The organism is Pseudomonas syringae CC1557, from assembly GCF_000452705.1.
Lineage (GTDB): Bacteria > Pseudomonadota > Gammaproteobacteria > Pseudomonadales > Pseudomonadaceae > Aquipseudomonas > Aquipseudomonas syringae_F.
Window position 1 is genome coordinate 3,239,911 of sequence record NZ_CP007014.1, and the last position, 13,367, is coordinate 3,253,277.

10 protein-coding genes are annotated in these 13,367 nt (G+C 60.4%); 5 read left to right on the forward strand and 5 right to left on the reverse strand.

The window, feature by feature from the left end:
- Window positions 1-31: 31 nt before the first annotated feature.
- A complete protein-coding gene (locus N018_RS14265; protein ID WP_025390024.1) occupies window positions 32-982 on the reverse strand; it encodes a LysR family transcriptional regulator in 951 nt (316 codons plus the stop codon).
- Window positions 983-1,172: 190 nt separating this feature from the next.
- Entirely contained in the window at window positions 1,173-2,228 is a 1,056-nt protein-coding gene (locus N018_RS14270; protein WP_032633015.1) for a GGDEF domain-containing protein, read from the reverse strand.
- Between the two features lie 224 nt (window positions 2,229-2,452).
- Here N018_RS14270 and yghX point away from each other — a divergent pair, with 224 nt between their 5' ends.
- Window positions 2,453-3,340, forward strand: a complete 888-nt coding sequence (yghX, locus tag N018_RS14275) for a YghX family hydrolase (RefSeq protein WP_024647022.1) — start codon at window positions 2,453-2,455, stop codon at window positions 3,338-3,340.
- 108 nt (window positions 3,341-3,448) lie between these two features.
- Here yghX and ydiJ read toward each other — a convergent pair whose 3' ends face one another.
- Window positions 3,449-6,496 (reverse strand): D-2-hydroxyglutarate dehydrogenase YdiJ, encoded by a 3,048-nt coding sequence (ydiJ, locus tag N018_RS14280; protein ID WP_025390025.1) that lies wholly within the window; start codon window positions 6,494-6,496, stop codon window positions 3,449-3,451.
- 154 nt (window positions 6,497-6,650) lie between these two features.
- Between ydiJ and N018_RS14285 the strand changes: the two genes are divergently transcribed.
- The 4 genes from N018_RS14285 to N018_RS14300 all read left to right on the forward strand — a co-directional run bounded on the left by N018_RS14285 (window position 6,651) and on the right by N018_RS14300 (window position 11,251).
- Window positions 6,651-7,556: a LysR substrate-binding domain-containing protein gene (locus N018_RS14285; RefSeq protein WP_025390026.1), complete on the forward strand. Its 906-nt coding sequence runs from the start codon at window positions 6,651-6,653 to the stop codon at window positions 7,554-7,556.
- Window positions 7,557-7,581: 25 nt separating this feature from the next.
- The gene (locus N018_RS14290) at window positions 7,582-8,490 is read left to right on the forward strand and encodes a LysR substrate-binding domain-containing protein (RefSeq protein WP_025390027.1); all 909 of its coding nucleotides are present in this window, start codon (window positions 7,582-7,584) and stop codon (window positions 8,488-8,490) included.
- 182 nt (window positions 8,491-8,672) lie between these two features.
- Entirely contained in the window at window positions 8,673-9,995 is a 1,323-nt protein-coding gene (locus N018_RS14295; protein ID WP_025390028.1) for an MFS transporter, read from the forward strand.
- Window positions 9,992-11,251, forward strand: coding sequence for a metal-dependent hydrolase family protein (locus N018_RS14300; protein WP_024647017.1), 1,260 nt, complete (start codon window positions 9,992-9,994; stop codon window positions 11,249-11,251). Before N018_RS14295 ends, N018_RS14300 begins: the two co-directional genes overlap by 4 nt.
- 7 nt (window positions 11,252-11,258) lie before the next feature.
- On the opposite strand, the gene N018_RS14305 is transcribed toward N018_RS14300, so the two are convergent.
- Together N018_RS14305 and N018_RS14310 are read right to left on the reverse strand one after the other, a co-directional pair.
- On the reverse strand, window positions 11,259-12,158 hold the full coding sequence (locus tag N018_RS14305; RefSeq protein ID WP_025390029.1) for a polysaccharide deacetylase family protein: 900 nt from the start codon (window positions 12,156-12,158) through the stop codon (window positions 11,259-11,261).
- Window positions 12,155-13,318: a GNAT family N-acetyltransferase/peptidase C39 family protein gene (locus N018_RS14310; RefSeq protein ID WP_024647015.1), complete on the reverse strand. Its 1,164-nt coding sequence runs from the start codon at window positions 13,316-13,318 to the stop codon at window positions 12,155-12,157. The genes N018_RS14305 and N018_RS14310 overlap by 4 nt, the downstream gene beginning before the upstream one ends.
- Window positions 13,319-13,367: the final 49 nt, after the last annotated feature.

Here is a 13,367-nt window from a genome sequence, read left to right on the forward strand (position 1 = left end):
CGTTACCAACGCTCAAGCTTAGATCCCTCTCTCACTCTGCATAAATGCTCTGCAACAGCGCATCGTGAGCACCGGCTTCGTGCATGATCATCTCTGGCAACAGAATTTTCGCGGAAACGGCTATTTCCTCGATCAGCGCCCTTGCCACGTCCGATAACGGGCTGGCAAAGGCCGATATCAAACCGAAAAAGAACGGAATATTGCAGGTGATCGGCCTGACTACTACGCCTTGCACCGGCACGCCCATGGCGGTGAACGGGTCGACCAGTGCGATGCCGAGCCCTGCCCTGGCCATCTGCATGGCGATCAGCGAGGTGTTGGTGTCAAGCATGTGCGGAGGCTCGCCGACAACATCGTGAAACGCCTTGTCGATCCGTCGGCGAAATCGATACGGATTGGCCATGGTGATCAGGGTCTGTTGCCGCAGCAGCTCAATAGACAGAATGTCATGCGCGGCCAGTTCGGAGTCGGCAGGCAACACCGCCACGCAAGCTGCCTCGCCGATCCAGTGGATCTCCAGCCCACGATGTTCCAGCGGCAGGCTCACAGCCCCCAGATCCATGGTCTTCGACAGCACGGCCTGAACCACATTCTCCGGGGACATGCTCTGGAGCTGGATCTGCTGTGGACGCAGATGCTCCGGCAGTCGTGACAGTGCCGCAGGCAGCAGCCCGGCCGCCAGCGCCGAAATGGCGACCAGTTTGATCTGATGGTTTTCTTCCTGAGCGATGTGCTGCGCCCGTTGGCGAATGTTGCGAACGCTCAGCAACGCGCTTTCGACCTCGCCGTACATCATGAACGCCTTGTGGGTCGGCGTGACCTTTGGCCCGCTGCGCTCGAACAGCGCAAAACCCAGCTCCTGCTCAAGTTCCTGAATAACCCGGGTGACGGAGGGCTGGGAGCGACCCAGCATTTTCCCGGCCGCCGTGACACTGCCTGCCGACATGACCGCCGCAAACGCTTCAAGTTGACGCAAATCCATAAGCACGCCTTGATCATCACCGATACGTGAAGAATCCTGCGTTGCAGAACTCCCCGACTCAAAGCGCAAAAGTCTACACGCTGTCGGCATGGAAGGCCTCGCACCCGTCGCTCATACGTACGTAAAGTGTGGCTGAGGCTGGTCTTCCAGAAAGCTGCGGCGGTGTTTTGAGCAAAGCTCAGGGCGGTGCTTAAACGCCGACCATCAAGCGGTTGCGGCCCTGTTTCTTGCCCAGATAAAGCAATGCATCGGCTCGGCTCAGTGCAATCTCGAAACTTTCATCGCGATTGATCGCGACCACCGAAAGCGTCGCGGTCACCTTCATGACGTGCTCCCTGCTCCAGCCTGATTCGTTGCCAATGCGCGTCCAGATCCGGTCGGCGACCCGTTGCGCATCTTCCGTCGAGATGTCGGGCATGAGCACCAGAAACTCTTCGCCGCCCCAGCGGGCCGGCATATCACTGCTGCGCACGCTTGAAGCAATAATGTCTGCCACACGCTGAAGAACCACATCGCCGGTCTCATGCCCATGCTGGTCATTGATCAGTTTGAAATGGTCGATATCGAGCAAAATGAGTGACGCCGCCAGGCCCTGACGCCGTGCCTGCAACTGTCGCACGCGGTCCTGTACCCTGCGGCGCGTGAACAGGTTGGTCAGGCTGTCGCGATTGGCCAGGTGAAACAGACTCAACTGGATGGACGACGTGAAGCGCACCGAAAGCGCGGTCGCGTAGATCGACAGCGTGGTGGCGGTGAACAGGTTGATGACCCCGAACACATCAAGCGTCGTGCTGCTCAGGCCGGAATTGAGGCCCATGTGCCGCCGGAATGCGAAGCAGGCAACCAGCGCCGCCAGAATGGCCACGCTGAAAACAATCCGTTTGACGGTTATCAGCTGGAAGGTGAAGGCAATGACAGGGATGACGCAGAACATGTAAAAACTGAAATTGCTTTCCCACCCCAGCACACAGGTTGCCAATACCGCATGGGCAATGATTTCCAGGCTCATCAGTTGCCCGGCCTGCTGGTAACGCTCTCCTCTGATCAGGTAGATACAGTTGACATAAATCAGGGTGCTGACAATGTTGGCAATCCACAGGATTTCAACGTGCAGGGCGAGAAACACCAGCAGCGACACGGAGTGGATCCCGAGGGCGACGTAAACGATGGGCGTGATGTGTTTCCAGAACTGGGCGGCCGTGTCCTTGTACAGCTGGGATCGGTCTTCTGCCGGGAGGGTCATCATCACGTTTCTCGAGGGTGCGGGCTGGGTATGACCATGAACCAAGGGGTGAATTCATCGACTCTGTCGGCAAAAAAGCACACCCCTTGCTACATTGTCTAACAATTTAACAAGCTGCTTTGCGATTATTGGATATGTATCAACGCAATACCAGGCTGCTTTAATACGCGATGATCATCAGCCCGTGGGTTCACGGGCGACCCGACTGACCCAGAGGAAGCATGCTGATGGAACGTCTTACTGCGAAAGATTTTGCGCCTGAACTGCTTGAGCTCTATGACTATTATGCCCACGGCAAGATCAACAGGCGTGAATTTCTCGACCGTGCCGCACTGTTTACCCTGGGCGGGCTGACGGCCAGCGCACTGCTTGCCGCGCTGAGCCCCAACTACGCGCTGGCCACCCAGATCGAGTTCACCGACCCGGATATCGTTGCCGACTACATTACCTATCCGTCCCCAAAGGGCCATGGTCAGGTACGCGGCTATCTGGTGCGTCCGGCAAAAGCCACCGGCAAAGTGCCTGCTGTTGTCGTGGTGCATGAAAATCGCGGTTTGAACCCGTACATCGAAGACGTTGCGCGCCGAGTGGCGAAAGCCGGGTTCATTGCGCTTGCGCCTGATGGCCTGTCCTCGGTCGGCGGCTACCCGGGCAATGACGAAAAGGGTAAAGAGCTTCAGCAGAAAGTCGATCCGGAAAAGCTCATGAACGACTTCTTTGCCGCTGTCGAGTGGCTGATGAAGCATGACGCCACGACCGGCAAGGTCGGGATCACCGGTTTCTGCTATGGCGGCGGCGTGGCCAACGCTGCGGCTGTGGCCTATCCGGAACTGGGCGCAGCTGTCTCGTTCTACGGGCGTCAACCCAACACCGAAGACGTGGCCAGAATCAAGGCTCCGGTAATGATTCACTACGGCGAGCTGGACACCCGCATCAACGAAGGCTGGCCAGCCTATGAGAAGGCCTTGAAAGCGGCGGGCACGACCTACGAAACCTTCATCTATCCGGGCGCCAACCACGGCTTTCACAACGACTCCACCCCGCGTTATGACGAAGCCGCAGCCAAACTGGCCTGGGAGCGCACGTTGGGGTGGTTCAACAAGTATCTGGTGTGATGAGCTGCCCCTGACCAGGCACAGCAGCGTGGAGCGTGCGGAACGATCATCTCGACTATCGTGCGATGCTCCGCGTCGGCATGCAGCTCTGGACGCTCTGCGTCCGGGTTACAGCGCCCTCACACGCTCCAGCAGCACCTGCAACGGATGCTGCACCGCCTTGCCATCCTTGCGCTTGACCTGGCTGCGACAAGAATACCCGTCGGCGAGCAGTCGGCCATCACCTCCATGGCGCGCCACCAGTGGCTGCCAGGACTGTCGGTAAATGGTGTCGCTGGTCTTTGCGTTGCGGGTCTCGTGCCCATAAGTGCCGGACATGCCGCAGCAGCCGCTGGCCAGCACTTCCAGCTTGAGGCCCGCACGGGCGAAGGTTTTCTGCCAAAGGCCTACGCTGCCCGGCTCGTTGGTCTTTTCAGTGCAGTGCGGCAGGAAGTAATACGTGTCCTGCGTCACGGCGGCAGACTGATCTTCAAGCGCAGTCGCCAGCCATTCCTGCGGCAGCATGACAACTGGCACGTTCTCGCTGCCCAACGCCTTGCTGTATTCCTGGCGATAGACCAGGGTCATGGCCGGGTCCAGACCAATCAGTGGAATGTCGTACTCCGCCAATCTGCCAAGCGACTGGCTATTGAAGCTGGCAGCTTTCTCGAACGCAGCCAGAAAACCCTGCACCTGCAATGGCTTGCCATTGGGCGCAAACGGCGCAAGGTAAACCTGATAGCCAAGGCGCGAGATCAGTTCCAGCCAGTCTGCCGCCAGTGGCGTTTCGAAATAACGGGTGAATGCATCCTGAACCAGCACCACCGTACGCTTGCGTTGCTGTTCGCTCAGTGCAGCCAGGCGCTGTGGCGTGGCGATGCCGACATTCCAGCGAGCGCAGGCGGCACGAAAGTCCATCAGGCTCAACAGCGGGCTGTCGACCATTCCGGCAACGTGCTCCAGCAGGTAGCGCACCGGTTTTGCGCCCATGATCGCGTTGTAAAGCTTCGGGAAGCGTGCCAGATGCGGAATGCTGAATTCCAGCGAGCCGATCAGGTAATCCTTGATCGGGCGCAGGTAACGGCTGTGATACAGCTCCAGAAAGCGTGAGCGAAACTCGGGCACATTGACTTTGACCGGGCACTGCCCTGCGCAGGATTTACAGGCCAGGCAACCGGCCATGGCGTCATAGACTTCGTGGGAGAAATCTTTCTGCCCGGCGACTCTGGCCACACTGTTGACGGTTCGCTGGGCCAGGCTTTTCAGCACGTTTGCGGTGCGCGCCCTGGCGCTGGCCGTCAGGACGTTCACATCCTGCTCGCCCTGCAAGCGCAACCATTCGCGCACCAGCGACGCACGGCCCTTGGGTGAATGAATGCGGTCTCGGGTGGCTTTCCACGACGGGCACATGGCGTCGTCGGTGTCGTAGTTGTAACAGGCGCCATTGCCGTTGCAATGCAGCGCGCTGTCGTAGCTCTTCCAGACGCGCTCGTCGATCTTGCGGTCCAGATCGCCGCGTAGCGTCACTTCATCCACCAAGGTCAGACGCGCCTCGGGCACTGTCGCAGGCGTGGCGATCTTGCCGGGATTAAGCTGATTGAATGGGTCGCAGGCCGCTTTTAGCGCCTGCAACGCCGGGTACAACTCGCCGAAATACTCAGGCACATACTGCGAGCGCAGACCCTTGCCGTGTTCACCCCACAACAGACCGCCGTAGCGTTTGGTCAACGCGGCAACCGCGTCGGAAATCGGGCGAATCAGCGCCGCCTGCGCCGGGTCTTTCATGTCCAGAATAGGCCGTACATGCAGCACGCCCGCGTCCACATGGCCGAACATGCCGTATTGCAGGCCATAGCTGTCCAGCAGCGCACGGAACTCCTGAATGTAGTCGGCGAGGTTTTCCGGTGGCACGGCGGTGTCTTCCACAAACGGCTGCGGCCGGGCTTCACCCTGGACGTTACCCAGCAAGCCCACCGAGCGCTTGCGCATGGTGTAGACCCGGCTCACCGCCGCGCTGCCGACTGCCAGCGTATGCCCGAGGCGCACCACCGAGGTGTCTGCCTGCAAGTGCGCGACAAACGCATGCACGCGCTGCTCTACTTCCTCCAGTTCGTCGCCACTGAACTCGATCAGGTTGATGCCCAGCGTCGGCGTCGCCGGATCCTGAGGGAAGTACTCCGCCACGCCATGCCAGACGATGTCCTGCATCGCCAGCATCAGCACCTTGGAGTCCACGGTTTCAATGGACAAAGGCTTGTGCGCCATCAAGGCCTTGGCATCGCGCAAGGCGTCCATGAACCCGGCGTAGCGCACGTTGACCAGAATCGAGTGCCTGGGAATCGGCAGCACATTGAGCCTGGCTTCGACGATGAAGCCCAGCGACCCTTCGGAGCCGCACAGCACGCTGTTGAGGTTGAAGCGCCCGTCTTCCTCGCGCAGGTGCGCCAGGTCATAGCCCGTCAGGCAGCGATTCAGCGGCGGAAAGATGTCCTTGATCAGTTGCGCCTGGCTGTCGGCAATCTGCTGCGCGCAGCGGTACACGTCACCGGCCCGATCAACACGCGCCTGTTCACTGGCCAGCTGCACGGGGCCCATCGCCTGGCTGTGAACGTACGAACCGCCGAGCAACACGGTCGACAGCTCCAGGACATGGTCACGCGTCTTGCCGTAAGTACAACTGCCCTGCCCGCTGGCGTCGGTATTGATCATGCCGCCCACGGTGGCACGGTTGGACGTCGACAATTCCGGCGCAAAAAACAGCCCGTGCGGTTTGAGCGCGGCATTCAGCTGATCCTTGACCACGCCGGTCTGCACCCGCACCCAGCGTTCCTCGACGTTGATTTCAAGGATGTTGTTCATGTGCCGAGACAGATCGACCACCACGCCATCGGTCAGCGACTGCCCGTTGGTGCCGGTGCCGCCGCCACGCGGGGTCAATACCACCTGCTGGTGCTCGGGCCGCGCGGCCAGTCGCGCGACGATCGCCACATCATGGCTGTCCATCGGAAATACCGCCGCCTGTGGCAAGCGCTGATAGATGGAGTTGTCGGTGGCCAGCACCGTGCGCGACCCATGATCTCTGGCGATTTCGCCGCGAAAGCCGCCCTCGACCAGCGCATTGAGGAAACGGTCGTAATGGCCGACCTGTACTGAGGTCGGTTTCAGCAGCGCAATCATGGTGGTCTTCCTGGCTGGCTAGGCGTTTTATATGCAAAGCACGTATGCTTCGAAACGCTCGTATGCATGGTGTTATCAACGGTTACCGTGATTCTCCCGCCTGTCATGCTCCAGCGCAAACGTAAAACATGCCGTTTTTCCATGAGTTTTATGAATGAACACCAGAAGACTGACGCCTTCGATGTCACTGCTCCTCGCTTTCGAGGCAGCGGCCCGGCATGGCAGCTTCACCAAGGCTGCAGATGAACTGGCCCTGACCCAGAGCGCGGTCAGCCGTCAGGTACAGTCACTGGAAGCGCAACTGCAGGTCGAGCTGTTCAAACGTGATGGCAGGCGCATCGAGCTGACCACCGCAGGCGCGTTGTATCAGCACGAACTGGCCGCTGCACTGGGCCGCATCCGCAGCGCGACCTTGCAGACCATCGCCCACAAGTCCGAGGGTGGCACTCTGCATCTGGCCGTGCTGCCGACCTTCGGCTCCAAATGGCTGCTGCCGCGGATGAATGATTTCTACACCGGGCATCCTGGCTATGTTGTGCACATTCACTCGCGCATCGTGCATGCCGACCTGACGCCGGCCGCCAGCGAAATGAACGCTATCATTTGTGCGGGCCATGGCAACTGGCCGGGTTACATCGCGCATCCGCTGGTCAGCGAGAAGTTGGTGGTCATCGCCAGCCCTGCTGCGCTTGCCGGCTACCCGTCAATGACCTTGGCACAGGTTGCCCAGCAGTCGTTGCTGAGCGTGGTGTCTCGGCCCAATGCCTGGTCGGACTGGTTCGACAGCAATCAACTGGCCCATCACATCATGCGCCTCGGCCCGAGCTTCGAACTGACCTCACACCTGATTCAAGCGGTGGCCGCGGGGATCGGCATTGCGCTGGTGCCACGCATTCTGGTGCAGGATGAGATCAGCAACGGCGAACTGGTCACGCTGTTCGAGCCCATGGACAGCGGACGCAATTACTACCTGGCCTACGCCACGCGCTTTCAGAACCTGCCGTCGCTGTGTGTATTCCGGGACTGGCTATTGTCGACGCCCTTTCCAGACAGTCTGTGAATCGAGTCCGTAAACAGGAGCCACCGTGCGTATCGAGCCTCTTCCGCCACTGCAGAACCTGATTGCCTTCGAAGCCACCGTGCGGCATGGCAGCTTTACTCGCGCTGCCAGCGAGTTGAACCTGACCCAGAGCGCGATCAGCCGTCAGGTCGCCCAGCTCGAAGAATTCCTCGGCCGGGCGTTATTCCGGCGCGAGCACAAGCGTATTCACCTGACAGTCGCCGGGCAGATCTACGCCGAACAGATCCAGCGCATGCTGACCCTGTGTGCCGAGGCCACGACACAGGTCATCACCCACAGCGGCGATCAACAGCTGACGCTGGCCTGTTCCAGTGGTGTTGCGGCCTTGTGGTTAGGCCCGCTGCTCGGCCGTTATCGCGATGCGTTTCCGGCCGTGGATATCCGCTTGCGGGTGGTCGACGGGCTGGATTCGCTGATCCGCGCTGAATTCGATCTGGCGCTGTATTTTTTGCGCGAAGTGTCACCCGCAGGCCTGGACAGCAAGCTGCTGTTCGCCGAATCAGTGAATGCCTACTGCTCGCCCGACTACCTGAAAGGCCAGGTGCTGGAACCTGCACAGCTGCTGGATCACTGTCTGCTGATGCTCGAAGACGGTCAGCGTCAGTGGCTGTCCTGGTCAGACTGGTTTGGCCGTCAGGGCGTCGATGCCTCGCTGATCCGCCAGCGCATGACGGTAAATCTGTACCCGGTACTGGTCGATCTGGCCATTGCCGGGCATGGCATCGTGCTGGGCTGGCAACCGATGATCAATCGCCACGTGCAATCCGGTGCGCTGGTGCCAGCCTGCAACAGCAGCGTTGGCGCAGTCGGTGGCTATTACTTGCTGACACCCAGCGGCAAGATGCCCCGTCGCGCAGCACGTGCTTTCGAAAAATGGCTGACAGAGAAAATAGCGCAGCCCCTGAAACCCTGACACTTGCATGCGTCATGCGCATGCAAACCTGCGTAATAAGCGTTTTCTCCAAACCGGCTCAGCACCTACTCTCGAACCAAGCGGGCCAAGACCCGACTCTGCCGCACCTCGCCAACTCTGCCCTTAATCAATGCAGCCAATGCAGGGGCTTCCCTGCGTGATTCGCATGCAGGAGCCAACCAGTGAGCACTACACAACAATCGGCCTCACAGCACCATGATCGAACCCATCAGCAGAAAGCGCGCCGCGCAGTCACCGCCACAGTGATCGGCAATGGCCTTGAATGGTTCGACTTTACGGTTTACAGCTTCTTCTCGGTCATCATTGCCAAAGTATTCTTCCCCACCGGCAGCGAACTGACCTCTTACCTGCTGGCACTGGCGACGTTCGGCGTCGGTTTTTTCATGCGCCCGGTCGGCGGCATCGTGCTCGGCATCTACAGTGACAAGCGTGGTCGCAAGGCTGCGCTGTCGCTGACCATCCTGCTCATGGCGCTGGGCACACTGATCATCGGCCTGACCCCGAGCTTCGCGCAGATCGGCTACCTGGCACCGGTGCTGATCGTGCTGGCGCGCCTGCTGCAGGGCTTCTCCGCCGGTGGCGAAATGGGCAGCGCCACCGCCTTTCTAACTGAGCATGCCCCCGAGGGCAAGAAGGCTTTCTATTCCAGCTGGATTCAGGCCAGCATCGGCGTTGCGGTGCTGCTCGGCTCGGCACTGGGTGCGCTCCTGTCGACGTATCTGACCCAGGCACAGCTCGAAAGCTGGGGCTGGCGTGTGCCGTTTCTGATCGGCACGCTGATTGGCCCGGTCGGCTTCTACATTCGCAGCCGGGTCGACGAAACGCCTGCTTACAACGCCGCCAAACAGGTCGAATCGCCCCTGCGCGAAGTCATACAAACGTATCCGCGCCAGACACTCATCAGCTTTTCGCTGGTGGTGCTGTGGACCGTCTGCACCTACGCGATCCTGTTCTACATTCCATCCTATGCGCAGCGCGTACTTGGCCTGCCGTCATGGATGGGATTCAGCGCCGGCATGATGGGCGGCGCGGTGCTGATCGTCGCCACCCCGATTGTCGGCGCACTGGCCGACCGCAGCGGCCATCGTCCCTGGTTGCTGGGATCGGCCATCGCAATCTTCTTCAGCGCCTACCCGATGTTTCTGCTCATCAACCAGATGCCGGGGCTTTATTCGCTGCTGATCTTCGAGCTGGTGCTCGGCTTGCTGATCTCCGCCTACATCGGTTCGATCCTCGCGGCCTTTGGTGAGTTGTTGCCGACCCACGTGCTGTCCACCGGCCTGTCAGTGGCCTACAACTTCGCCGTGACCATTTTCGGCGGCTTTGCCACCTTCACCATTACCTGGTTGATCTCCACAACCGGCAGCAACCTTGCACCCGCCTTTTACATCATGTTCGCCGCCATCGTCAGCGGCAGCGGCGCGCTGCTCTATAGCGATCGCGCGCCAACCGTTCATCGCCCTTTGACTGGAGCTTTCCAATGAATACCGCTGAATCCCCCTGCCTGATCCTGCGCAACGGCCGCCTGCTGGACCTGCAACTGGGCGAGTTGATCACCGGCCAGGAAGTCGTGATCGAGGGCGAGCGCATCGTCGAGGTGCGCGCTGAGGGTCAACCTGCCCCGGCCAACGCGCAGGTGGTTGATCTGGGCGGCAGGACCCTGATGCCCGGCCTGATCGATTGCCACGTACACGTACTGGCGTCCAATGCCAATCTGGGCATGAACGCCTTGCAGCCCAACGCGATCATCATGTACCGCGCGCTGCCGATTCTGGCGGCGATGCTCAATCGTGGTTTCACCACCGTGCGTGACGCCGGCGGTGCCGACTGGGCGTTGGCGCGTTCGATTCAGATGGGCCTGATTCCGGGCCCGAGGATTTTTGCATCCGGCAAAGCGCTGTCGCAGACCGGTGGCCACGGCGACATGCGCGCCCGAGGTGAACTGCTGCTCAACGAGCCTTGCTCATGTTGCTTCCGGGCCGGGGCCATCGCCCGCGTGGTCGATGGCGTCGACAATGTGCGCCTGGCAGTGCGTGAAGAGCTGCAACAAGGCGCCAACCAGATCAAGATCATGGCCTCGGGCGGCGTTTCATCGCCCACCGATCCGATTGCCAACACTCAATACAGCGAGGCCGAAATTCGCGCCATCGTCGACGAAGCGGCAGCGGCCAATACCTACGTCATGGCCCATGCCTACACAGCCCGGGCCATTCGCCGTGCCATCGAATGCGGTGTGCGGACCATCGAGCATGGCAATCTGGTGGACGCCGACACCGCTCGCCTGATGGCCGAAAAAGGCGCGTTTGCGGTGCCGACCCAGGTCACCTACGAGATGCTCGCCGAGTACGGCGAACGCTTCGGCCTGCCCGCTGATTCAGTGGCGAAGATCGAAGACGTACGACAGGCCGGGCGTAACGCTCTGTTGCTGTTCGCCGAAGCCGGCGTACCCATGGGCTATGGCTCGGATCTGCTAGGCGAAATGCACGAATATCAGACCCACGAACTGAAGATTCGCGCGGAGCTGCTGGGTAATCTGGCAGCGCTGCGCAGTGCCACCAGTGTTGCCGCACAGATTCTGCAACGCGAAGGTGAACTGGGCTGCATTGCTGCCGGGGCGATTGCCGATCTGCTGGTGGTGGACGGCGACCCGCTGAGCGACATCAGCTGCCTTGTGGGCCAGGGTGAGCAGCTGGCGATGATTGTTCAGGGTGGTCAGGTGCGCAAGAACACCCTGCTCTGACCCGCCGTCAGTGAGCGTTGTGGTCCCAGATCCAGTTCCACACGCCGGGTAAGTGAACAGGCTGGTCGGCGTTCCTGACGGTACGCGCCAAGGCAGCGCGCTGCAATTGCGCGCTGTCATCGTAAAACGGCTTTTCGGCCAGACGCACGCCGGTCTGCGCCGCGCTGTCGACCAGTATCTGCAAATATTCCTGCGCGTGCCGTGCGGTGTAGCGGTTCAGGTCATGGAAGGTCACCACCACCGGAATCACTCCGTCGACCGCAGGCATTTCCCCGGCAGCAATGCGCTCGCGTACCTGAGATAGCTGGCTGACCATGTTCGAGCGCCGCCGCAGGCTGAAGTTGTAACCCCAGATTTTACCGTCGTTGGCGCTCAGGTCAGTCAGCAAGACATGCAGGCCGTGGCGCTGATAGGCGCTGAACGTGCGTTTGTCGTAGTTCCAGAATGGCGGCCGCAGCAAAACGGTCGGCGCCCCGGTGATGGAGGCCATAATGGCGCAGCCCTTGCTCAGGGACTGCTCCAGTTCGTCGTCGGTCAACGAGCGATGATTGGTGTGGTGCGGTGTGGCGGAATGAAAGCCCAGCAGATGGCCTTCCTCATGCTCGCGCTGCATGATCGCCCGGCCTTGATCACTGTTGCCCGCGCCTGTTGCGCCGGTCTGTACGAAAAATACCGCCTTGATGTGCGGCTGAACCGGGTTCTCGGCCAGGCTGTCGAGCACCGTGATACTCGGGTTGTAAAACGTCGAAGCACTCGGGCCGTCGTCAAAAGTCAGCAGGAAACGAACCGGCGGCTGCTGACGCAACTGCTCGGCAGTCTTTGCCGTCAGCGGCACTGGCGCACTGATGCAGGCCGACAGGCTCAGGGCGATGGCAAGCATCCACAGGGCATTGAATACGGGTTTCATCTGAGGGCTGGATCCTTTGCGTGAGCTGCCAAAGCCTTGTGTAAAGCGGACGAATGATCATCCACCGGCGCGGCAAACACAATAACCGCAGCTCTGAGTTTGTCGGCGCCGAAACAGCTCATGCGGTTGAAGTCAGCGTGGCTGACCGGCATGTGCTGGCAGTCGATGGCCTGACGATGCAGGCTGTGATCGATGTCAGGATCGTGCAGGTAGACAAAATCGCTGTCGCAATCGGTCACCATTACCCAATGCGGGGCCTTGGAGCGTGTCAGGCGGTAGCTGCTGATCAGCACCAGGGGTTTGCCACCGTCGGCCAGTACACGCGGCAGATTCAGCGAGCGATTGGGTAACGATTGCACACCGCAGGCGTCAAGCTCGCGACAGAACTGTTCGTGAACCAGACGGATGACTTGTTTCTTGTTGTCGCTGCGCACTCCGCCCAGAAACAACGGGCCTGACACCGACACCAGCAGATTCACCGCAAAACCGCGCCGCCATGCCGCCAGTGCCAGGCCTTGTGGGCTACACCCGCCGTGACCGGAGGTCATGAACACCGTGGTCGCTTCGCGCCAGATCTGCACTTCTTCAGCGCGGTCCATCAAACGCTCGGGCTGCAAGGCTTTCATGGCCATCAATAAACAGGCCGGGCCACAGGTGAAATCCAGCGTCTGCTGGTAGTAAGGCACCGAACGGCTGTCGTGCCTGACGTGCTCGACGATACGCTTCTCGTAACGAAGCGCCGGGGCGTGGTCCTGGTAGTAATCGTCGACCTGAGCGAAACGCCGATAACCGTTGCGCTCGTACAGGCCAATCGCTGCGGCATTGTCGGGCCGCACCTCCAGCCGCAGGTACGCGCAATCGCGCTCCACCGCCTGTTGTTCGGCACGCTGCAACAACTGTCTGCCCAGCCCCTGTCCCCTCGCAGACTCGGCGATCGCCAGCGAATACAAACGCCCCAGCGAAGTGCCGCGATGGAACAGCACCAGCGCGTAACCGGTGAGTTGACCCGCGTGCTCGGCGACGATCAGACACGCGTTGGCGCGGCGGATCATCCAGTGAAAACTGCGTGCCGTCAGCCGGTCGCCTTCAAAGCTCTGGTTCTCCAGAAACAGCAGCGCCTCGACATCGGCTTCAACTGCATCACGAAATATAAAGTCCATCTGCACCGCCGTAAAAGTTGTGTAACGAAACGGGACATTTCAAAAAGCA

Coding starts and splice junctions, on each gene's coding strand:
- ydiJ (WP_025390025.1), bottom strand. CDS start 6,496: ATGATTGCGCTGCTGAAACCGACCTCAGTACAGGTCGGCCATTACGAC.
- yghX (WP_024647022.1), top strand. CDS start 2,453: ATGGAACGTCTTACTGCGAAAGATTTTGCGCCTGAACTGCTTGAGCTC.
- N018_RS14265 (WP_025390024.1), bottom strand. CDS start 982: ATGGATTTGCGTCAACTTGAAGCGTTTGCGGCGGTCATGTCGGCAGGC.
- N018_RS14310 (WP_024647015.1), bottom strand. CDS start 13,318: ATGGACTTTATATTTCGTGATGCAGTTGAAGCCGATGTCGAGGCGCTG.
- N018_RS14305 (WP_025390029.1), bottom strand. CDS start 12,158: ATGAAACCCGTATTCAATGCCCTGTGGATGCTTGCCATCGCCCTGAGC.
- N018_RS14270 (WP_032633015.1), bottom strand. CDS start 2,228: ATGATGACCCTCCCGGCAGAAGACCGATCCCAGCTGTACAAGGACACG.
- N018_RS14300 (WP_024647017.1), top strand. CDS start 9,992: ATGAATACCGCTGAATCCCCCTGCCTGATCCTGCGCAACGGCCGCCTG.
- N018_RS14285 (WP_025390026.1), top strand. CDS start 6,651: ATGAACACCAGAAGACTGACGCCTTCGATGTCACTGCTCCTCGCTTTC.